Genomic DNA, 19,539 nt, shown 5'->3' on the forward strand with positions numbered 1-19,539 from the left:
CCGTACTCGCCACCTCAGGCAACCCTGCAGGCACTCGCGTCTGGCATCTGCGGCAGCCAGCGATGTCAGCCCCGCATTGCTACGCCCCTGCCGGGATCGTCCCCTGCTTGCGGCCCCGCACGCACAACATCGCCGCTGCCGCTGCCAGCATCAGCGCGCCGGCCAGGCGGACCACGTTGCGCGGGTCGCCGTGCAACACATGCTCGTAATACAGCGGCAAAGTGACGATCTGGATCAGCATCGGCAGTACGATGAACAGGTTGAACAAGCCCATGTACACGCCGGTGCGCTCGGGCGGGATGCTGTCGGCCAGCATCAGATACGGGTTGCCCATCATGCTGGCCCAGGCCAGGCCAATGCCGATCATCGGCAGCAGCATCAGCCAGCGATTTTCGATGCCAGGCAGCAGCCACATGCCGATACCGGCGGCGATCAGGCAGGCCGCATGCGTGTACTTGGGACCGAAGCGACGCACCACCGGCACCATCGCAAACGCCGCCAGAAACGCAACGAAGTTATAGAACCCGCCGATCTGCCCATTGACCAGGCCGGCCTCGCGGAAACCATGCGAGGTGGGGTCGGTGGTGCCGAACAATGTGGTCGACAGCGACAGCACGATGTATTGCCAGTAGCAAAAGATCGCGTACCACTGAAACAGCATCACCGGGGCCAACTGGCGCATGGTGGGCGGCATCTCGCGCAGCGCGCTGCCGATTTCGCGCACCGTCGCACCCAGCCCGGCGCCGCGCTGGCGGATGCGTGCGATCTCTGCCGGCGCGATCGCCGGCTCGCGCACGCTGCGTGCGGTGAGCAGGATCGAGCCTGCTGAAAAGCCCGCGCCGATCACGAACGCGGCAATGGTGACGTAAGGGATGTGGTGTGCGTTGGCAGCGTCCTGGTTCATGCCCATCCACACCAGCAACGGCGGCGTGAGGTAGGCCAGCGTCTGCGCAAGGCCGGTAAATGCGCTCTGGGTGAGATATCCCAACGGTCGCTGCGGCGGCGCCAGGACGTCGCTCACCAGCGCACGGTAGGGCTCCATCGCCACGTTGTTGGCCGCATCCAGCACCCACAGCAGGCATACCGCCATCCACAGCGCGGTACTGAACGGCATCGCCAGCAGGCACAGGCTGCACACCAGCGCGCCTAGCACCATGTACGGCATGCGCCGGCCCCACCGCGTCACCGAGCGGTCGCTCCACGCCCCTACGAACGGCTGCAGCACCAGGCCGGTGATCGGCCCGGCCAGCCACAGGTACGGCAGGTTGGCGTGGTCGGCGCCCAGATAATTGTAGATCGGGCTCATGTTGCTCTGCTGCAGCCCGAAGCTGTATTGCACGCCAAAAAACCCGGCGTTGAGCGCCAGGATGCGCGCGAAGGAGAGCTTAGGAACGGTCGACGACATGCAAGGCCCTGGGCATCGGTGCGGCTCCCGGTGGCCGCAGCGCACTGTACCCTGCCGTTGATGCAATCGATTGTAACGCTGCATCGCAGCACGTTTCCCCATCTGAAATAAATCAGATGCAACTTGCCATTTATGCTGCGACGCAAGATTGCAATCGATTGTATTACAGCGTATTACTGCGCTCGCACTGCAGGCCACATGGCCACTCCCTGGGAGGGGACGATGCAGGCGTCGGCACACCACCATCTGTGAGAGAGAGAATCGCAATGTCCACCTTGCACACCATGCGCCTGCATGCCCTGGCCTGCGCGGTCGTCTCCTGCCTGTGCGCGCCCGCCGCGCTGGCCCAGGACACAGCCGCCGCTGCGCCGGCCACGCCGCCGGCTGCCGACAGCGCCGCGGTCAATCTGGATTCGGTGTTCGTCACCGGCACCTCCACCGCCACCACCAAACTGAAATCCAGCGTCTCGGTCAGTACCGTCGGCGCCGAGGCGATCGAACAATCGGCGCCGCGCAGTACGGCAGAAATCTTCCGCAATATCCCCGGCATCCGCTCAGAATCCAGCGGTGGCGAAGGCAATGCCAATATCGCCGTGCGCGGTTTGCCAGTGGCCTCCGGCGGTGCGAAATTCCTGCAACTGCAGGAAGATGGCCTGCCGGTGATGGAGTTCGGCGATATCGCCTTCGGCAACTCGGACATCTTCCTGCGTTCGGATTTCACCCTGGACCGCATCGAAGCCATCCGCGGCGGTTCGGCGTCCACCTTCACCAGCAACGCGCCCGGCGGCATCATCAACTTCATCAGCAAGACCGGTGACACCGCAGGCGGCAGTGTCGGCGTCAGCCGCGGCCTGGACTACGACAACACCCGCATCGACTTCAATTACGGCGCACCGTTCGCCGAGCAATGGCAGTTCAACATCGGCGGCTTCTTCCGCCAGGGCGATGGCGTGCGCGATGCCGGCTACACCACCGACAAGGGTGGCCAGCTCAAGGCCAACCTCACCCGCCTGTTCGACAACGGCTACGTGCGCCTGTACGGCAAATACCTCAACGACCGCGCCGCCGGCTACCTGCCGGTGCCCACCTCGGTGCGCGGCCGCGATGGCTCACCAGACCTGGGCGGCTTTCCCGGTTTCGATCCCGGCAACGACACCTTGTACAGCCGCAACTTTCGCACCGACGTGGGCCTGGACGGCAACAACCAGCCGCGCCGCACCGATCTGGGCGACGGCATGCACCCCATCTCGCGCACCATCGGTGCCGAGGCCTGGTTCGACCTGGGCAATGGCTGGAACCTGAGCGAGAAGTTCCGCGTCGCCGACAACAGCGGCCGCTTCGTCAGCCCGTTCCCGGCCGAAGTCACCGACGCCGCGTCGCTGGCCGCTTCCATCGGCGGTGCCGGTGCGCAACTGGTGGAAGCCGGCGGACCCAATGCTGGCCAGGCCTACACCGGCAACGCGATTCGCACCCACCTGTTCAACGTGGCCATCAACGACCTGGGCAACGTCACCAACGACCTCAGCGTCTCGCGCGAGTTCGGCGGCGACGGGCGCACGCTGAACCTGCGCATGGGCTATTACAGCTCACGCCAGACCATCGACATGGACTGGACCTGGAACTCGTACGTGCAGAGCCTGGGCCGCAACTCGCGCTTGCTCAACGTGGTGGACGCGGCCGGCGTCTCACGCTCGCAGAACGGCCTATACGCCTACGGCACGCCGTTCTGGGGCGACTGCTGCGTCACCCGCAGCTACGACGTGCGCTACGACGTCAACGCGCCCTACGTTGCGCTGACCTTCGACAGCGGCAAGTTCAGCGTCGACGGCAGCCTGCGCTACGACATGGGCGATGCGCGCGGCAGCTACAACGGCACTGCCATCGCACAGAACCTGGATGTCAACGGCGATGGCGTGATCCAGCCGGTGGAACAGCGCGTGGCCACGGTGGACACCGCCAATTCGCGCCCAGTGGACTACGACTGGAATTACCTGTCGTACTCGCTGGGCGGCAACTATCTGATCACCGACGACCTGGGCGCGTTTGCGCGCATCAGCCGCGGCGCACGCGCCAACGCGGACCGGTTGTTGTTCGGCGTGGTGCGCGACGACGGTTCAGTGTCTTCCGAGGAAGGCGTCAACGTGGTGCGCCAGGCCGAAGCCGGCCTGAAGTGGCGCCGCGACGGACTGAGCCTGTTCGCCACCGCGTTCTCGGCACGGACCCAGGAGCAGAATTTCGAAATCACCAGCCAGCGGTTCTTCAATCGCAGCTATGAAGCGCACGGCGTGGAACTGGAAGCCAGCTATCGCTACCAAGGTTTCACCCTCAATGGCGGCCTGACCTGGACCGATGCAGAAATCTCGCGCGATCAGATCACCCCGGAAAACACCGGCAACGTGCCGCGTCGCCAGGCCGATGTGGTGTGGCAGCTCACGCCCAGCTACCGCGGCGACAGCTACCAGTTCGGCGTGAACCTGATCGGCACCACCGACGCGTACACGCAAGACGCCAATCAGTTGAAGATGCCCGGCTATACGCAGGTGAACCTGTTCGGCGACTACCGCGTCACCGACGCGCTCACCGTGGCGCTCAACGTCAACAACCTGTTCAACACCTTTGGCCTGACCGAAGCCGAAGAGGCGACCATTCCGGCCAATGGCATCATCCGCGCGCGCTCGATAGCCGGCCGTACCACCAGCATCAGCCTGCGTTACGACTTTTAAGGACCCCGCGCCGGGCCCTGCCCGGCGGCCTCTGATGAGCACCTCCCCGATCGATTCCACCGCACTGCGCGCGGCCTTCGCCGCGCCGCTGGACCCGCAACGCGCCGACGTGCTGTTGTCGCGCTACGACCAGCACGCGTCGCGTTTGCTGGATGCCTTGCACGCGCTCTACGGCCAGCGTGCCGACTATGCATCGTGGCTGGCGCAGTGGCTGGGCGAGGTAGGCACGATCGCCCGGCAACGCCCGCAAGCCTTGCAAGCGCTCGACAGCACCCGGCACGCCGGTTGGTTCGGCGAACAGCACATGCTCGGCTACAGCGCCTACGCAGACCGCTTTGCCGGCACGCTGCAGGGCGTGGCCGAGCGCGTGCCGTATCTGCAGGAACTGGGCGTGCGCTACCTGCATCTGCTGCCGTTCCTGCGCGCACGCGCTGGCGACAACGACGGCGGCTTTGCGGTCAGCGACTACGGCCAGGTGGAACCCAGCCTGGGCACCAACGACGACTTGATCGCACTCACCACCCGCCTGCGCGAAGCGGGCATCAGCCTGTGCGCGGACTTCGTGCTCAATCACACCGCCGACGATCACGCCTGGGCACAGGCGGCCCGCGCCGGCGATGCACGTTATCTGGATTACTACCACCACTTTGCCGACCGCAGCCTGCCCGACCGGTACGAAGCCACGCTGGGGCAGGTGTTTCCGCACACAGCGCCTGGCAACTTCACCTGGGTGGACGACACCGCGCAGTGGATGTGGACCACATTCTATCCGTATCAATGGGATTTGAACTGGAGCAACCCGGCCGTATTCGGCGACATGGCCCTGGCGATGCTGCGGCTGGCCAACCTGGGCGTGGAAGCATTCCGCCTGGATTCCACGGCCTATCTGTGGAAGCGTATCGGCACCGATTGCATGAACCAGCCCGAAGCGCACACCTTGCTGGTGGCTCTGCGCGCGGTGACCGATATCGTCGCGCCGGCGGTGGTGATGAAGGCCGAAGCCATCGTGCCGATGACGCAACTGCCTCCCTACTTCGGCAGCGGCACGGACCAGGGCCACGAATGTCATCTGGCCTATCACAGCAGCTTGATGGCGGCCGGCTGGTCGGCACTGGCGTTGCAACGCGGCGACATCCTGCACAACGTGATCGCGCACAGCCCACCGCTGCCGCGCCACTGTGCATGGTTGAGTTATGTGCGTTGCCATGACGATATCGGCTGGAATGTGCTGCAGCACGAAGCCAGCGGCAATGCAGCGCAGCCGCCGTTTTCGCTACGCGATGTGGTGCGCTTCTATGCCAACGCGGTGCCTGGCAGTTACGCGCGCGGCGAGAGTTTCCAGAGCAGCGGCGACGGCGTGCATGGAACCAATGGCATGGCTGCTGCACTTGCGGGCATCCAGGCCGCGCAGGAGGCAGGCGATGCGGCGGCGTTGGCGGTTGCAGTGGACCGGCTGGTGTTGCTGTATGCCATTGCGCTTGCCATGCCGGGTGTCCCGCTGATCTACATGGGCGACGAATTGGCGATGGTCAATGACCCCGGCTATCGCGACGATCCGCTCCGCCAGCATGAAGGCCGTTGGCTGCATCGGCCGGCGATGGATTGGCAGCTTGCCGCGCAGCGTCACGATGCCAACAGCCTGAGTGGCACGGTGTACCGACGTTTGCGTGGATTGATCCGGCAACGTACCGCACTCACCGCGTTGGCGGCGGATCGGGCACTGGGCAGCATCGCGTTGAACGATGCTCGCGTGTTCGCGTTGACGCGTGGCGAGAGCTTTATCGCCTTGCATAACTTCAGTGACCAGCCGCTCGACGTGGAGCTTGCGGCGGTCGGCGTCGATGGATGGATGCTGCTGGCCATCGACGACGCGGTTGATGCCGCGGCCATGAGCGACGATGTATCGATCGTGCTTCCGCCTTACGGCGTGCGTTGGTTGCAGCGTAAGGGCTGAACATGTGCCCGCTAAGCGTAAGCGGTGATTGGCCGCGCGTTTGGTGAGCCGCATCTTCGCCTAAGCTCGCTCCGCGCAATCACCTACTGATGCAAGCGCAGCATGGCCCGCGCACCAGGAGCGCGCGGGCCATGCCTTGAGCTCCGACGGGAACGGGGCTTTTTCAAGACCCGTCAATTGCCAGGAATCAGCGCTTTGCCAGCGCCAGCAGGGTTTCTGCGGTTTTCTCCGAAGACGCCGGGTTCTGACCGGTGACCAGGGTGCCGTCGGTGACCACGTACACGCCCCAGTCGGCGCCCTTTTCGTACTTGCCGCCGAGTTCGGTCAGCACGTCTTCGACCAGGAACGGCACGATCTTGGTCAGGCCCACGCCCTCTTCTTCGCTGTTGGTGAAACCTGTGACGCGGCGACCATTGACCAGCGGCTTGCCGTCGCTGCCCCTGACCCGACGCAGCGCGCCTGGTGCGTGGCACACCAGACCATGCGGCTTGTTGGCCTTGGCGAACGTCTCGATCAGCGCGATGGAATCGGCGTCTTCAGCCAGATCCCACAGCGGGCCGTGGCCGCCCGGGTAGAACAGCACATCGAAGTCCTCGGCCTTGATGTCGGCCAGACGGTGCGTGCTAGCAAGGGCCTTCTGCGCATCCTGGTCCTGCTTGAAGCGCTTGGTGGCGTCGGTTTGTGCGTCGGGCTCGTCGCTCTTGGGATCCAGCGGCGGCTGGCCACCCTTGGGCGAGACCAGGGTAATGTCCGCGCCTGCATCCTTGAACACGTAATACGGCGCGGCAAATTCTTCCAGCCAAAACCCGGTCTTCTTGCCGGTGTCACCAAGCTGGTCGTGGGACGTCAGCACCATCAAAACTTTCATCGCATTGCCTCGTGTCATGGCCCAACTGGGCAAGGCGGCCAGTGTGCAGTTCAGCCCGTTGCAGCCTCGTGTAGAGCGCGTGGTGCCCGCTGCATGTGTTCATGAATGTTGCGATCGCGTCCAACAAGCCAATGCAGTTGACAGGCGCGCCGCCGGTGCTCCGGGCGCCGCACGTGTCTTTTTACATGCCGGCTTTTGCGCGCCATTCGCGCCCACCCAACAATGTCTCGCCAGCTGTGTCAGCAACTGTCGGGCGCTGCGATGCGCCGCAACGGCAGCAAACGCCTCGCCTCACACATTCATTGCCGGCGGCTGCAGCTGATCCATGCGGATGCGGTTGGCGAACAACGAAAACGCCAGCATGCCGGCCAGCCCGCTGACCCGGCTCACCCACGGCGGCAGCCAGCGCGGCGCGACCAGCACGCCGCTGTCGAACAACGGCGCAAAGCGCGCCACATCGCCCAATGCCATCTTGCCGGCGAACAGGTAACGGCACAGCTGCAGCTGGTCGCGCTGCAAGGAATGGCGGAAGAAGGTGTGCACCGCGACCAAACCACGCAGATACACGGTGTCCTTGGTGAACGCACCGCCGCCACTGGTCGGCACGCCGCGGAACACGCGCTGCGCCGACGAAAAACTTTCTGCAGCGCTCTGCCCGCCTGCGGTGAAATAGCGAAATACCTCGATGAAATCCGCACCCGAGCGTGCCATCGCAATCGCTTCGATGCGCAGGCTGATGCGCTTCATGCGCTCGATATCGATGCTGCCGGTGATCTGCTCGGCAAACGTGGCCAGGCCCTCCTGCGTTGCGGTCGTGCGCGGGGACGAAATGCCCAGGCTGGGCAGATGCACCTGCGCGCGCCCGTTGAGCGCGGTCAGCGAATGCACCAGCGCTTCGTGATGGAACAGCTGCGCGCGGTCGTAATCGCTGAACGTGGCACCGGTGCGCAAGCGGATGCGATGCGCGCCGGCCGCCGCCTTGGCGAGCAGATCCGGATCGAGCGTGACAGTGATGACGCGCCCCTCGAAAAACCCGTCCAGATCGTTCTGCAACTGCATGCGCAAGGCGGTGGCCGAGACCGGCACCTGCTCTTCCGGCGCCATCAGTTCGCGATCCAGCTCCTGCGCGATCTGGATGAAATGCTGCGCCGCTTCGCGTGTGCTCGGCCCGTTGCCCGGCATCGGGTCCTCCGGCACGCCGAACAATTGCGCCGAGTATTCGCTCACCGCCGGGGTGCCCAACGACTCCAGCAAACCTGCTGCAAGACTCCAGCTATGCGCCGAATCGATGAGGTATTCACCCAGCGGATGATGCGGGTCGGCGTCCTTGGCGATGGCGGCCAATTCGCGCCGGGTGTCGCCGAAATCCAGCGATGGATACTCGACCTGCGGCAATTCCGGCTGCCCGCGCGCCACGCTGTTGAGAAACGGCTCCTGCAGCGAGCGCGGCCAGCTGGCCAGGGCCAGCAGACGCACACCGCGCACGGCCTTGACCAGGCGCGCATCCAGCCCCGCGTGATGGACGATGTCCGGCGGCCCCTTGCGCGAGGGCATCAGCGCCGTCCGGGACGATCGACGCTGGCCGGCCGCTTGCCCGACCCCTTGCCGCGATTGTTCTGCGCAACGCGAGTGGCGAGCTTCTCGGCGGCGCTGGCCACTTCCACCCGCAGCTTCATGTAGTTGGCAACACGCTCCGGGTCCAGCTCGCCTGCGTCGATCGCCGCCCGCACCGCACAGCCCGGCTCGGCGATATGCGCGCAATCGTTGAAGCGGCACTGCGCCGCCAGGGCCTCCACGTCCGAAAAACCGCCTTCGGCCAGATCCTCTTCGCCGGTCGGCTTGAGCTCGCGCATACCAGGCGTGTCGATCAGGCACGCCCCGGACGGCAATGGAATCAACGCGCGATGCGTGGTGGTGTGGCGGCCGCGCGAATCGTTCTCGCGCACCGCATTGGTCTTCATCTTCTGCGTGCCGAGCAGCGTATTGGTCAGGGTCGATTTACCCGCACCGGACGAGCCCACTAGCACCGCCGTGCGGCCATCGCCCAGCCACGGCCGCAACGCGGCCACGCTGTCCGGATCCTTGGCATTGACCGCGCGTAACGGAATGTTCTGCGCCTCCAGCTCTTCCAGCACCGCCAACGCATCCTCGGCGTATTCGGTCTGATCGGCCTTGGTCAGCACCACCACCGGCTGCGCACCGCCGCCGCCCACCAGCAACAGATAGCGCTCGATGCGACGCGGGTTGAAGTCCGCATCCAGCCCGCACACGATGAACACCGTATCGATATTGGCCGCGATCACCTGCTGGTGGTAATGCTCGCCGGCCGCCCCCCGCTTGATCGAGGTGCGCCGCGGCAGCAACGCCACGATGCGCTTGCCCTCCATCAACACCCAATCGCCCACCGACGCCCGCTCATGGCTGGGAAACCGCGGCCGCTGCCACTCCGGCAACGACTCGGCCTTGAGACCGGCCTCCGGCGTATCGGCCACCACATAGCCGGTGCGGTGCTGCTCCACGACCCGCGCCGGCAACGCCTGCGGATGCGCGGCGAACACAGCCTGCCAAGCCGGCTCCTGCGGCGGCCCCGGCCAGGGCCAGCCGATGGATTGGAGGGTGGGGTAATCGGGGGGGGTGTCGCTCATGGGGCGATTCTAGCTGGCTGGCCGCAGCGGCTTGTGCAAGCGCGTGCTGCACCGCGCCTGACGCGCCGCTTGACATCGTTGCCGATGCAAGCATGCCCGCCTGTCATATTTCCGCTACCATGCCAAGCCTCACGCCTACCACCGGCCCGTCGCATGTCCACTGCCCCGCAAAAGCCGCTCGCCATCCGCGAGCGTCTGTCCGAAGTCCGCTACGAGATCCGGGGCGAACTGGCGCGGCGAGCGCGGGAGTTGGAGGCGCAGGGCCGCAAGCTGATCAAGCTCAATATCGGCAACCCCGGTGCGTTCGGATTCCGTGCGCCGGAGCATCTGCAGCGCGCCATTGCCGACGACATGGGCCGCACCGATCCCTACACCCATCAGCAGGGCCTGCCGGAAGCGCGCGAGGCGATCGCCAAGGCGTATTCGCGACGCCAGCACCCCGATGCCCATCCGGACCGTATCTTTGTCGGTAACGGGGTCAGCGAGCTGATCGACCTGTCGCTGCGCGCCCTGCTCAACCCCGGCGATGAAGTGCTGGTGCCCTCGCCCGACTACCCGCTGTGGTCGGCGGCGACCATCCTCAACGACGGCCGCCCGGTGTATTACCGCTGCGCGCCGGAGAATGGCTTCCAGCCGGACCCGGTGGAGATCGAAACGCTGGTGTCCTCGCGCACCCGCGCCATCGTGTTGATCAATCCCAACAACCCCAGCGGTGCGAGCTATTCGCGCGAGTTGCTGGAGCGCATCGTGGCGATCGCCACCAAGCACAACCTGCTGCTGATGGTCGACGAAATCTACGACCAGGTGCTGTACGACGACGCGGCCTTCGTGCCGGTGGCGCCGCTGGCCGGTGCGCACCCGTGCATCACCTTCAGCGGGCTGAGCAAGGTGCACCGCGCCTGCGGCTGGCGGGTGGGCTGGGCGCTGCTGTCGGGCGAGCAATCGCGCATCAACGATCTGCGCAACGCGATGGACCTGCTCGGCGCGCTGCGCCTGTGCGCCAACGTACCGGGCCAGTACGCCATCGATGCGGCCGTGAACGGGCCGGACACCATCTCGGCGCTGTGCGCGCCGGGCGGCCGCCTGTATGAAACCCGCCGCGCGGTGATCGAGGCCTGTGCGGCCAGCGAGCATCTGCAGCTGGTGGCACCGGCCGGGGCGCTGTATGCGTTCCCGGCGGTGGTGGGCGCGGCGGCGCGCAACTTCGACGATCATGCGTTCGCACTCGATCTGATGAACGAGGAAGGCGTGCTGGTGGTTCCCGGCTCCAGCTTCAACGTGCCGTATCGCCACCATTTCCGCGTGACCCTGATGCCGGAAGCCGGTGTGATGCGCGATGTGTTCGCCCGCATCGACCGTGCATTGGCACGCCGCGCCGAGGCCATTACCAAGGTGGTTCCACTCAAGCCACGCAGCGTGGCCTGATGACTGCGCCTGGCGCGCCGCTGCGCTATCTGGCGCTCGGCGATTCGTACACCATCGGCGAAGGCGTTGCGCCTGACCAGCGTTGGCCTTCGCAACTGGTCGATGGCTTACGTGCATACGGTTGGAACGTGGCGCCGCCGCAGATCATCGCCACCACCGGCTGGACCACCGACGAATTGCAGGCCGGGATCGACGCGGCAGCCCCGCAGGGGCCGTTCGACCTGGTGAGCTTGTTGATTGGCGTCAACAATCAGTATCGCGAGCGCCCGTTGGACGAGTACCGCCAGCAATTCGACGCCCTGCTGCTGCGTGCAATTGCATGCGCGAACGGCCACCCGGCACGCGTGTTCGTGCTGTCGATTCCCGATTGGGGCCTGACCCCGTTTGCGCGCGCGCGCAGTGGCGATGCCGCGTTGATCGGTGCGCAGATCGACGCGTTTAATGCAATCGCTGCCGACCGCTGCAGTGCGCATGCGGTGCGCTTTGTCGACATCACGGCCACCAGCCGCGATGGCGGCGATGCGGTGGACATGCTGGTGGACGACGGTTTGCATCCTTCCGGCGCAATGTATGCGCGTTGGACGGCACTGGCGCTACCGGCAGCGCGCGATGCGTTGGGCGCAACTGGGTCGTTGGACACGATCGTCTAAGCGTAGCTGGGCAACACAGACCGGGCTGCTGCCAGGTAGCTGCGGCCGGCGCCCGGAATCAGGATTCACCAACCGCACGCTGCAGTTCTTGCATGCGGCCCAAGCCCATCTGCTGGCTGCGCGCGACATCTTGGCAAGGCACCAAGTCACAGCGTTTTGCTGCGCTTCTCTGCCGCGGTTGTGCGCGCTTGGGTTTGCACGTGCCTCCACAGCGCGAGATGTCGCACGCGATCACTGCCAGCCCTCTTTACGTCGATGCGGTAGCAACAGGCGTTGCAGCCAGGTCTTTCGATCCGCGCAGGTCGGATACCAGCCACCGATGCATCCGTGGGCACGCATCGCAAACTGCCAACCCGCCCTACCCCAACCAGCCCGGCAGGCCCTAAGCTAGCCGCGCAGCACGCCTGATTGCCAAGGAACGACATTGCACACCACTGCCACCCAACCGATGAGCCGCGCGCAGGCGTTGACGATTGCACGCGCATTTCTGCCGGCGCATCCGCTGGGCAACCGCTACGACTACTACTACACGCAAGCCAAGCTGCGCACCGACCCGCTGTATCCGGGCGTGCTGGCCGAGCTGCGCACGACCACGGCGCCGGTGCTGGATCTGGGCTGCGGGCTCGGCCTGCTGGCCCATGCACTGCGCGCCGATGGCCAGGCCTTGGCCTATCACGGCGTGGATGTGGATGCGTCCAAGATTCGCCGCGCACAGCACATCGCGCAGCGCTCGAACCTGGGCGCTACCAAGTTCGAAGTGGTCGATCTGAGCGTGGCGTGGCCGCAGCATCGGGGCAGCGTCACCATCCTGGATGTGCTGCAGTATCTGCAAGCGGACATGCAGGCCAGTCTGCTGCGCAGCGTGGCGCAGATGCTCACGCCCGGCGCGAAGCTGGTGATTCGGAGCGCGCTGGGCGATGCCAGCAGCCGTGGTCGCACCAGCCGTGTCACCGACGTCCTGGCGCACCTGAGCGGCTGGATGCAGCGGATGCCGCGCAGCTATCCCACGCGCGAGAGCCTGCAGGCGCACCTAGACGCGGCCGGCCTGCGCGCCACGTTTGCGCCGCTGTATGGCAACACGCCCTTCAACAACTGGCTGATCGTTGCAGAGCCACGCTGAGCGCAGCAGGCGACGGGGCACACGTTGCGAGCAATCGTCGACCAGACGTCGAAGGGGGAAAGGACTGTCATGTCCGGGCGGCGCATGCAGCGCCAACACCGGCAGCGCCCGCCAGGCGGCGACTGCAATTGTTTTGTCCGTCGCGCTTAATCCGGCCGCCGCCCCACCAACCCGCGCGCCTGCATCGCCTCCAGCACGCCGCGCAGGATGGTGAGGTTGTGGCCGTGCGCCGCGCCTTCATGCAGCAGCACGATGGCGCCGGGTCGCAGGTCGCGCACGATGCGGGCGACGGTGGTGTCCGGCTCGCATTGCACGCCGTCGAAGCCGCGCGCGCTCCAGGCCACCCGGGTCAGCCCGTGCGCGCGCAGCGGCGAGGCGACGAAGGGGTTGGTCATGCCGACCACCGAGCGGTACAGCCGTGGCGCCTGGCCGGTAATGCACGCCAGCACGCGCTGCGCCTGGCCGATTTCCTGCGCCATCCGGCGCGGCCCCAGCGCCCAGAACCAGGCTTGCGGATGGGTGTGGCTGTGGTTGCCGATGCCATGCCCGCGCCGCACCATGTCGCGCACCAGCTCGGGCCGCTGCTCGGCACGCGCGCCGACCAGGAAGAACGTTGCCTTGGCGTCGTAGGCATCCAGCAGGTCGAGGATGGCTGGGGTGTCATCGGACGGGCCATCGTCAATGGTCAGCCAGACATGCGGCGCGCGACCGGGTAACCGCGCCAGCACCGGCGCATACAGCCGCGCGCGCGGCAGGAACACCGGCACCACGAACAGCGCGTGCGACAGCAGCAGCGCAGGCAGCCCCCAGGCCCAGCCCAGATGCCACCACAGCAGTGCCACCGCTGCCTGCGAGAGGGCCAACAGGCCCACCCAGCGGTAGGGGCGCGAAGGGGTGCGATACAGCGTTTCCGGCGTGGTCATGCCCAATGATGCCATGCGGCGTAGAATGCCCGGTCTCCACGCTGCCACCCAAGTGCTGCCATGTCTCTCGATCCCGCCCTGCGTTCCCGTATCGATACGCTGCTGCAATCCAGCCGCGTGGTGCTCTTCATGAAAGGCCAGCCCGGCATGCCGCAGTGCGGTTTTTCGGCCAAGGCGGTCGGCGTGCTGGACGGCCTGGGCATCGACTATGCCCACGTCAACGTGCTGGCCGACCAGGAAATCCGCGAGGGCATCAAGGCCTATGGCGACTGGCCGACCATCCCGCAGCTGTACGTGGACGGCGAGCTGATCGGCGGCAGCGACATCATCGTGCAGATGGCCGACAGCGGCGAGCTGAGCAGCATGCTCGGCCTGCAGGCGCCCGACCGCAGCCCGCCCAAGATCACCATCACCCCCGCCGCGGTCGAGATGCTCAAAAGTGCGCTGGCCGATGCGCCGGATGCCTCGCTGACGCTGGCCATCGATGCCAATTTCCAGCCCAATTTCCAGCTGGCGCCGACCAACCCGAACGCCATTGCGGCTGAATCCAACGGGCTGCGCGTGCAGTTCGACCTGGCCAGCGCGCGTCGTGCCGACGGCATCACCATCGACTGGGTCGACGACATCCGCGGCCGTGGCCTGGCCATCGATAACCCCAATGCGCCCAAGCCGGTGCAGGAGCTGTCGGTGCGCGATGCCGACGACCGTCTCAAAGCCGGCAGCCTGACCCTGGTGGACGTGCGCCCGGCCGACGAGCGCGCACTGGCCACAGTGGCCGCACCGTTCCGCACGCTGGATGCGCACGAGCGCGCCGCCATCGAACAGTTGCCCAAGGACACCCCGCTGGCGTTCCTGTGCCACCGCGGCGGCCGCAGCCTGCAGGCCGCCGAACATTTCCGTGGGCTGGGCTTCACCAATGTCTACAACGTCACCGGCGGCATCGATGCGTGGTCGGACGAGGTGGACAACGGCGTGGCGAAATACTGAGCAACACATCGGCGGTCGTCGCACGGTTGCGGCTGCCGCTCGCCGGTCATGCGTCCTGGGTAGACTGCCGCGCCTGCGACAACCACGCGACCGCGGTTCGCCCAGACGCAGCCTAGGCCGGCACACCGCAGACCGAAACGGGCGCTCCCTGGAGCGCCCGTTTTTTCATGGATCACCCAGCACAAGGACATCGCTGCAATGCATACCCGCCTGCTCTCTGTCGCCCTGGCCGCGCTGCTGCCGTTGGCCACCCACGCCGCCGAACCGTCGCGCGCGGTGCTACTGGTCCAGACCTACGACAACCAGCCGACCGACGATCCGCTGGAATACATCCCGGTCTGGCTCGGCGAGGGTATCGCCAGGGAATCGACCCTGCCCAAGGCGCTGCTGGGCCAGCCGTTGCGGGTCTTCAACGCAGGCGTTTCCACCGGCAACGTGCGGCTTGCGGCACTGACGGTAGACGACAACAGCATGTGCGGCGGCACCGCGAAGCTGCGCATCAAGGGCAACCCCACGCTGTCCGACTCGCCGCTGCTGTCGACCGTGGATGTGAATCCCGGCAAGCGCTTTGCCGGCCGCGCAGCCACCGTCAGCGAACGGGCCGAGCTGTTTGCACAGGTCAACAACACCGCGCCGCTGCGCAAGCGCGTCAAGCCGGCAGCCCTGGCGCAGGCGCTGGCCGCGTTCGATGCCGATCGCGCGCAGGATCTGGCGGCGCTGCAGATCGTCACCGATACGCAGCAACCGCAGCGACGCGTGGCGATCCTGACCTCCAACCATCCCATCGAGACCGGCAACCCGGAAAACCCCACCGGCGTGCTCGTCGTCCTTGCGATCTTCGAGCATGACGGCAGCCGTTGGCAGTTCCGCAAGGGTCACGCTGCCAGCGGCTGCGACGATTGCGAAGACCTTCCGCTGCGCACGCATCTGCTGCAGTTCGGGGATATCGACGGCAACGGCACGCTCGATTTCGTGCTGGCCGAAAGCGGCTACGAAAGTTACGGGTTTTCTCTGCTGCTCGGCGAAGGCGCCAGCTGGCGGTCGGAAGCATTGCCGGGCGGCTGCTGATCGGTGTTGACTGCTTGCACGCTGCCCGGTGCGGCATGCGCAGGGCGGCATCTTCTGCGTTGCGATGCCCACCTGTGCCCGGCTGCAGCAGCGTCGTTACCCACGCTGCACGGCAGACCTCGATCATCGACATGCAGATCGCCGATGCAGGTCTTCAACCGGCAAATCCACCCTCATCCAGAAACTGCTGCTCTTCTGCCGTGGTCTCACGTCCCAGCACCGCATTGCGGTGCGGGAACCGGCCAAAGCGCTCAATGATGCGCTGATGCTCCAGCGCCCAGTGGGTGGTCTGTGCATCGCCCAGTGCAGTGATCAGCTGCACCGCGCGCGCCTGCTCATCGGCGTGTTCGGCATGCTCGAAGGGCAGATAGAAAAACAGACGCAGTTGCGCCGACACCTGTTGATCGAAGCCGCTGGCGAGCGCCTGTTTGGCGTACCGCAGTGCCAGGCCATCGGTGGCATAGGCATGCGCACTGCCGCGAAACGCATTGCGTGGAAATTGATCCAGCAGGATCAGCAAGGCCAGTGCATCTTCGGCGCGTGCCATCCACTGCGCGTACTCACCCCGTGCGGCGGCAAAATGCTGCTCGCTGAATTGTTGGCGAAAATTGGCATCGAAGGCGTCGTTGTGCGTGAACCAGCGCGCCGCGCCGGCAAGCTCCCAGAAAGCCAACACCACATCGGCCTGCTTGTTGCGCTCTGTTTTGGCAATCATCGGCACATCCCCTGACGAATTCGGCATAGCATGCACGGGTGCATGTGATGAGCCCGCCGCTCTCGACCTCCAGCACTTGGCAAGCACGCCGCCGACGACTAGGTTGGCGGCTGACGTTTTCGTGTTACCGGGGAAATCCATGCGTTCCATCCTGTTCGCCGCGCTGGGCGCGGCGGTGCTGTGCGGGCCTGCGTCTGCGGCATCGGCCGCATCGCGCTTCGTGCAAGATCCCTACCCCAGCACCTATCGCGCGCTCGCGTCCGCTCCGGTGCTGATCCAGCACGCCACCGTGCTCACCGGCACCGGCGAGCGGCTGGACGATGCCGACGTGTTGCTGCGCGACGGCAAGGTGGCTGCGGTGGGCAAGGCGCTCCAGGCGCCCGCTGACGTGCGCCGTATCGACGGCACCGGCAAGTGGGTGACGCCCGGCATCATCGATGTGCACTCGCATCTGGGCGTGTATCCCAGCCCGGGCGTCAGCGCGCATAGCGACGGCAACGAGATGACCGCACCGGTGACGCCCAACGTGTGGGCCGAGCATTCGATCTGGCCGCAGGATCCCGGCTTCGGCACTGCGCTGGCCGGCGGCATCACCTCGCTGCAGGTGTTGCCGGGCTCGGCCAATCTGATCGGCGGGCGCGGCGTCACGCTCAAGAACGTTGCTTCCACCACCTATCAGGGCATGAAATTCCCCGGTGCACCATGGGGCCTGAAGATGGCCTGCGGCGAAAACCCCAAACGCGTGTACGGCCAGAAAGGTGGTCCCGGCACGCGCATGGGCAACGTGGCCGGTTACCGCGCTGCGTTCATCGACGCGGCCGAGTATCTGCAGAAGAACGCGCCGAAAAAGAAAACCGCCAAAAAGCGCCATTGGTGGAGCCGCGGCGGCGACAACGACAGCAGTGGCGATGCCGGCGGCAAGCGCGATCTCAAGCTCGACACACTGGCCGGTGCCATCAACGGCGACATCCGCGTGCACATCCACTGCTACCGCGCCGATGAGATGGCGACGATGCTGGATCTGTCCAAGGAGTTCGGCTTCCACATCGCCGCCTTCCATCACGGCGTGGAGGCCTACAAGCTGGCCGACCGCCTGGCGCAGGACAACGTCTGCGGCGCGCTGTGGGCCGACTGGTGGGGCTTCAAGATGGAAGCCTTCGACGGCATCCAGGAAAACATCGCACTGGTCGATCGCCCGGCCAACAGCTGCGCCATCGTGCATTCGGATTCGGAAGAAGGCATCCAGCGGCTCAACCAGGAGGCCGCCAAGGTGATCGCCAACGCGCGCCGCAGTGGCATGGAGATCCCGCCGGAGCGCGCCATCCGCTGGCTCACCAGCAATGCCGCCAAGGCGCTCGGGATCGAGCAGCAGACCGGCGCACTGGAGCCGGGCAAGATGGGCGATGTGGTGGTCTGGAACGGCAACCCTTTCAGCTCGTATGCGCTGGCCGAGCAGGTGTATATCGACGGCGCGCAGGTCTACGACCGGCACAACCGCGCACTGCAGCCGGTGTCGGACTTCATGCTCGGCCAGGAGGTGGCACGATGAGCCGCGCCACGCACATGCCCCCGCGGTTGCGCGCGATCGCGGCATTGGTGATGGCCACGCTGGCATTGCCGGCCTTTGCGCAGCAGGTGCTGATTCGCGGCGCCACCGTGCACACTGCCACCGCGCAAGGCACCCTGCAGAACACCGACGTGCTGGTGCAGGGCGGCGTGATTCGCGCCATCGGCCGCAACCTGGCAGTACCCACCGACGGCCGCGTGGTCGAAGCAAACGGCCGCCCACTGACGCCGGCCTTGTTCGGCGGCATCACCGAAATCGGTGTCGAAGAAGTTTCCGGCGAAGAAAGCACCGTGGACAGCGGCGTCAAGCTGGCCGATCAACCGATGCGCCCGGAATTCGACGTCACCCTGGCCTACAACCCCGATTCGGTGCTGGTGCCGGTGGCGCGCGTGGAGGGCATCGGCTTTACCGCGTTGGGGGCGACCACCAGTGGCGCCTTCATCGCTGGCCAGGGCGGCATCGTGCGGCTGGATGGCAGCCCGGATCCGGCCGGCCCGCACGCCTTGTTTCTTCGCATCGGAGCGGCGGCGTCCGATCTCACCGGCAGCTCGCGCGCCGCGCAATGGATGTTGCTGGATCAACTGGTTGCCGAAGCACGCGGGCGTATCCCGGCCGATTGGCCGCATGCATTACTGACCCCGGTTGGACGCGGTGTACTGGCAAACTACCTGGCCGGCCAGGGGCGCATCGTGGTGCAGGTGGAACGCGCAGCCGACATCCGCCAGCTGTTGCGCTGGGCGCAGCGCGAAAAGGTGCGCATTGCCATTGCCGGCGGCGCCGAAGCCTGGAAGCTTGCGCCGCAACTGGCGCAGGCCAAGGTCCCGGTGTTGGTCGACGCGCTGGCGGATCTGCCATCGACCTTCGACCAGATTGGCGCGACGCTGGAAAACGCCGCACGTCTGCGCGCTGCCGGCGTGGAGGTCAGCTTTACCCAAAACGGCGATGCCTCGCACAACGCACGCAAACTGCGCCAGCTCGCCGGCAATGCGGTCGCCAATGGCTTGCCATGGGAAGCCGGCCTGGCCGGCCTGACCCGTGTGCCGGCAGACATCTTCGGCGTGGGCGATCGCATCGGCAGCATTGCGATCGGCAAGCAGGCCGACCTGGTGCTGTGGGAAGGCGACCCGCTGGATGTGGCGCATTATGCCGAGCAGGTCTGGCTGGGCGGCCGCGACATGCCGATGCGATCGCGCCAGAGCGAGCTGCGCGACCGCTACATGCAGCAGGCCGGCCCGCTGCCGCGCGCCTATCTGAAGTAAGCGTGCGGTGGATTGCTCAAGCGCCACCTGAGCATGGTCTTTCATCGTTGGTGTGCCGGCACAGCGGGTACCGGCGCACCGCTTCGCTGCTGTGCACAGGTGATGTGCTGTCATGGCGTCCTGCCGCATCTTGCTGGCGGCCTTCGCTGTCGTGATGTTTCCCACTAGGCCTATCGCATGTTTTCGGTTTCGCTCCTGATAGCGCTTGGCCGCCTTGGCGTCTTGCCACT

General features: G+C 66.0%; 15 protein-coding genes. 9 read left to right on the forward strand and 6 right to left on the reverse strand.

What is annotated here, in order from left to right; translation table 11 throughout:
- Positions 1 to 79: 79 nt before the first annotated feature.
- Positions 80 to 1,405 (reverse strand): MFS transporter, encoded by a 1,326-nt coding sequence (locus tag HLH45_RS00350; RefSeq protein WP_008573639.1) that lies wholly within the window; start codon positions 1,403 to 1,405, stop codon positions 80 to 82.
- Between the two features lie 266 nt (positions 1,406 to 1,671).
- Here HLH45_RS00350 and HLH45_RS00355 point away from each other — a divergent pair, with 266 nt between their 5' ends.
- Positions 1,672 to 4,128, forward strand: a complete 2,457-nt coding sequence (locus HLH45_RS00355; protein WP_008573638.1) for a TonB-dependent receptor — start codon at positions 1,672 to 1,674, stop codon at positions 4,126 to 4,128.
- A 34-nt stretch (positions 4,129 to 4,162) separates the two neighbouring features.
- Positions 4,163 to 6,082, forward strand: coding sequence for an alpha-amylase family protein (locus HLH45_RS00360; RefSeq protein ID WP_008573637.1), 1,920 nt, complete (start codon positions 4,163 to 4,165; stop codon positions 6,080 to 6,082).
- A 187-nt stretch (positions 6,083 to 6,269) separates the two neighbouring features.
- Here the strand turns inward: HLH45_RS00360 and HLH45_RS00365 are convergent, their stop codons facing one another.
- The 3 genes from HLH45_RS00365 to rsgA all read right to left on the reverse strand — a co-directional run bounded on the left by HLH45_RS00365 (position 6,270) and on the right by rsgA (position 9,595).
- The gene (locus HLH45_RS00365; RefSeq protein ID WP_008573636.1) at positions 6,270 to 6,950 is read right to left on the reverse strand and encodes a type 1 glutamine amidotransferase domain-containing protein; all 681 of its coding nucleotides are present in this window, start codon (positions 6,948 to 6,950) and stop codon (positions 6,270 to 6,272) included.
- 291 nt (positions 6,951 to 7,241) lie between these two features.
- Positions 7,242 to 8,504 carry a flavohemoglobin expression-modulating QEGLA motif protein gene (locus HLH45_RS00370; RefSeq protein WP_008573634.1) on the reverse strand — a complete coding sequence of 421 codons (1,263 nt, stop codon included), beginning with the start codon at positions 8,502 to 8,504 and terminating at the stop codon, positions 7,242 to 7,244.
- Positions 8,504 to 9,595, reverse strand: coding sequence for a ribosome small subunit-dependent GTPase A (gene rsgA / locus HLH45_RS00375; RefSeq protein ID WP_008573633.1), 1,092 nt, complete (start codon positions 9,593 to 9,595; stop codon positions 8,504 to 8,506). Before rsgA ends, HLH45_RS00370 begins: the two co-directional genes overlap by 1 nt.
- A 153-nt stretch (positions 9,596 to 9,748) precedes the next feature.
- On the opposite strand from rsgA, the gene HLH45_RS00380 reads away from it, so the two are divergent.
- The 3 genes from HLH45_RS00380 (at position 9,749) to HLH45_RS00390 (ending at position 12,790) form a co-directional block, all read left to right on the forward strand.
- Positions 9,749 to 11,020, forward strand: coding sequence for a pyridoxal phosphate-dependent aminotransferase (locus HLH45_RS00380; protein ID WP_008573631.1), 1,272 nt, complete (start codon positions 9,749 to 9,751; stop codon positions 11,018 to 11,020).
- Positions 11,020 to 11,670 (forward strand): SGNH/GDSL hydrolase family protein, encoded by a 651-nt coding sequence (locus HLH45_RS00385; protein ID WP_008573629.1) that lies wholly within the window; start codon positions 11,020 to 11,022, stop codon positions 11,668 to 11,670. Before HLH45_RS00380 ends, HLH45_RS00385 begins: the two co-directional genes overlap by 1 nt.
- Positions 11,671 to 12,118: 448 nt before the next feature.
- Positions 12,119 to 12,790, forward strand: a complete 672-nt coding sequence (locus tag HLH45_RS00390) for a methyltransferase (RefSeq protein WP_008573627.1) — start codon at positions 12,119 to 12,121, stop codon at positions 12,788 to 12,790.
- A 146-nt stretch (positions 12,791 to 12,936) separates the two neighbouring features.
- Here the strand turns inward: HLH45_RS00390 and HLH45_RS00395 are convergent, their stop codons facing one another.
- A complete protein-coding gene (locus tag HLH45_RS00395) occupies positions 12,937 to 13,728 on the reverse strand; it encodes a polysaccharide deacetylase family protein (protein ID WP_014091033.1) in 792 nt (263 codons plus the stop codon).
- Positions 13,729 to 13,773: 45 nt separating this feature from the next.
- On the opposite strand from HLH45_RS00395, the gene grxD reads away from it, so the two are divergent.
- Positions 13,774 to 14,700 (forward strand): Grx4 family monothiol glutaredoxin, encoded by a 927-nt coding sequence (gene grxD, locus HLH45_RS00400; RefSeq protein WP_008573624.1) that lies wholly within the window; start codon positions 13,774 to 13,776, stop codon positions 14,698 to 14,700.
- 198 nt (positions 14,701 to 14,898) lie between these two features.
- Positions 14,899 to 15,768, forward strand: coding sequence for a hypothetical protein (locus HLH45_RS00405; RefSeq protein ID WP_008573787.1), 870 nt, complete (start codon positions 14,899 to 14,901; stop codon positions 15,766 to 15,768).
- A gap of 154 nt (positions 15,769 to 15,922) precedes the next feature.
- On the opposite strand, the gene HLH45_RS00410 is transcribed toward HLH45_RS00405, so the two are convergent.
- A complete protein-coding gene (locus HLH45_RS00410; protein ID WP_171309855.1) occupies positions 15,923 to 16,489 on the reverse strand; it encodes a DUF924 family protein in 567 nt (188 codons plus the stop codon).
- Between the two features lie 133 nt (positions 16,490 to 16,622).
- On the opposite strand from HLH45_RS00410, the gene HLH45_RS00415 reads away from it, so the two are divergent.
- The gene (locus HLH45_RS00415; protein ID WP_008573784.1) at positions 16,623 to 18,032 is read left to right on the forward strand and encodes an amidohydrolase; all 1,410 of its coding nucleotides are present in this window, start codon (positions 16,623 to 16,625) and stop codon (positions 18,030 to 18,032) included.
- The gene (locus HLH45_RS00420; protein ID WP_008573782.1) at positions 18,029 to 19,309 is read left to right on the forward strand and encodes an amidohydrolase family protein; all 1,281 of its coding nucleotides are present in this window, start codon (positions 18,029 to 18,031) and stop codon (positions 19,307 to 19,309) included. Before HLH45_RS00415 ends, HLH45_RS00420 begins: the two co-directional genes overlap by 4 nt.
- Positions 19,310 to 19,539: the final 230 nt, after the last annotated feature.

It is taken from the genome of Xanthomonas euvesicatoria (genome assembly GCF_013112235.1).
GTDB lineage: Bacteria > Pseudomonadota > Gammaproteobacteria > Xanthomonadales > Xanthomonadaceae > Xanthomonas > Xanthomonas euvesicatoria.

Excerpts from the sequence above, each read along its gene's own strand:
- HLH45_RS00350 (WP_008573639.1), bottom strand. The coding sequence starts at position 1,405 with ATGTCGTCGACCGTTCCTAAGCTCTCCTTCGCGCGCATCCTGGCGCTC.
- HLH45_RS00355 (WP_008573638.1), top strand. The coding sequence starts at position 1,672 with ATGTCCACCTTGCACACCATGCGCCTGCATGCCCTGGCCTGCGCGGTC.
- HLH45_RS00360 (WP_008573637.1), top strand. The coding sequence starts at position 4,163 with ATGAGCACCTCCCCGATCGATTCCACCGCACTGCGCGCGGCCTTCGCC.
- HLH45_RS00365 (WP_008573636.1), bottom strand. The coding sequence starts at position 6,950 with ATGAAAGTTTTGATGGTGCTGACGTCCCACGACCAGCTTGGTGACACC.
- HLH45_RS00370 (WP_008573634.1), bottom strand. The coding sequence starts at position 8,504 with ATGCCCTCGCGCAAGGGGCCGCCGGACATCGTCCATCACGCGGGGCTG.
- rsgA (WP_008573633.1), bottom strand. The coding sequence starts at position 9,595 with ATGAGCGACACCCCCCCCGATTACCCCACCCTCCAATCCATCGGCTGG.
- HLH45_RS00380 (WP_008573631.1), top strand. The coding sequence starts at position 9,749 with ATGTCCACTGCCCCGCAAAAGCCGCTCGCCATCCGCGAGCGTCTGTCC.
- HLH45_RS00385 (WP_008573629.1), top strand. The coding sequence starts at position 11,020 with ATGACTGCGCCTGGCGCGCCGCTGCGCTATCTGGCGCTCGGCGATTCG.
- HLH45_RS00390 (WP_008573627.1), top strand. The coding sequence starts at position 12,119 with ATGAGCCGCGCGCAGGCGTTGACGATTGCACGCGCATTTCTGCCGGCG.
- HLH45_RS00395 (WP_014091033.1), bottom strand. The coding sequence starts at position 13,728 with ATGGCATCATTGGGCATGACCACGCCGGAAACGCTGTATCGCACCCCT.
- grxD (WP_008573624.1), top strand. The coding sequence starts at position 13,774 with ATGTCTCTCGATCCCGCCCTGCGTTCCCGTATCGATACGCTGCTGCAA.
- HLH45_RS00405 (WP_008573787.1), top strand. The coding sequence starts at position 14,899 with ATGCATACCCGCCTGCTCTCTGTCGCCCTGGCCGCGCTGCTGCCGTTG.
- HLH45_RS00415 (WP_008573784.1), top strand. The coding sequence starts at position 16,623 with ATGCGTTCCATCCTGTTCGCCGCGCTGGGCGCGGCGGTGCTGTGCGGG.
- HLH45_RS00420 (WP_008573782.1), top strand. The coding sequence starts at position 18,029 with ATGAGCCGCGCCACGCACATGCCCCCGCGGTTGCGCGCGATCGCGGCA.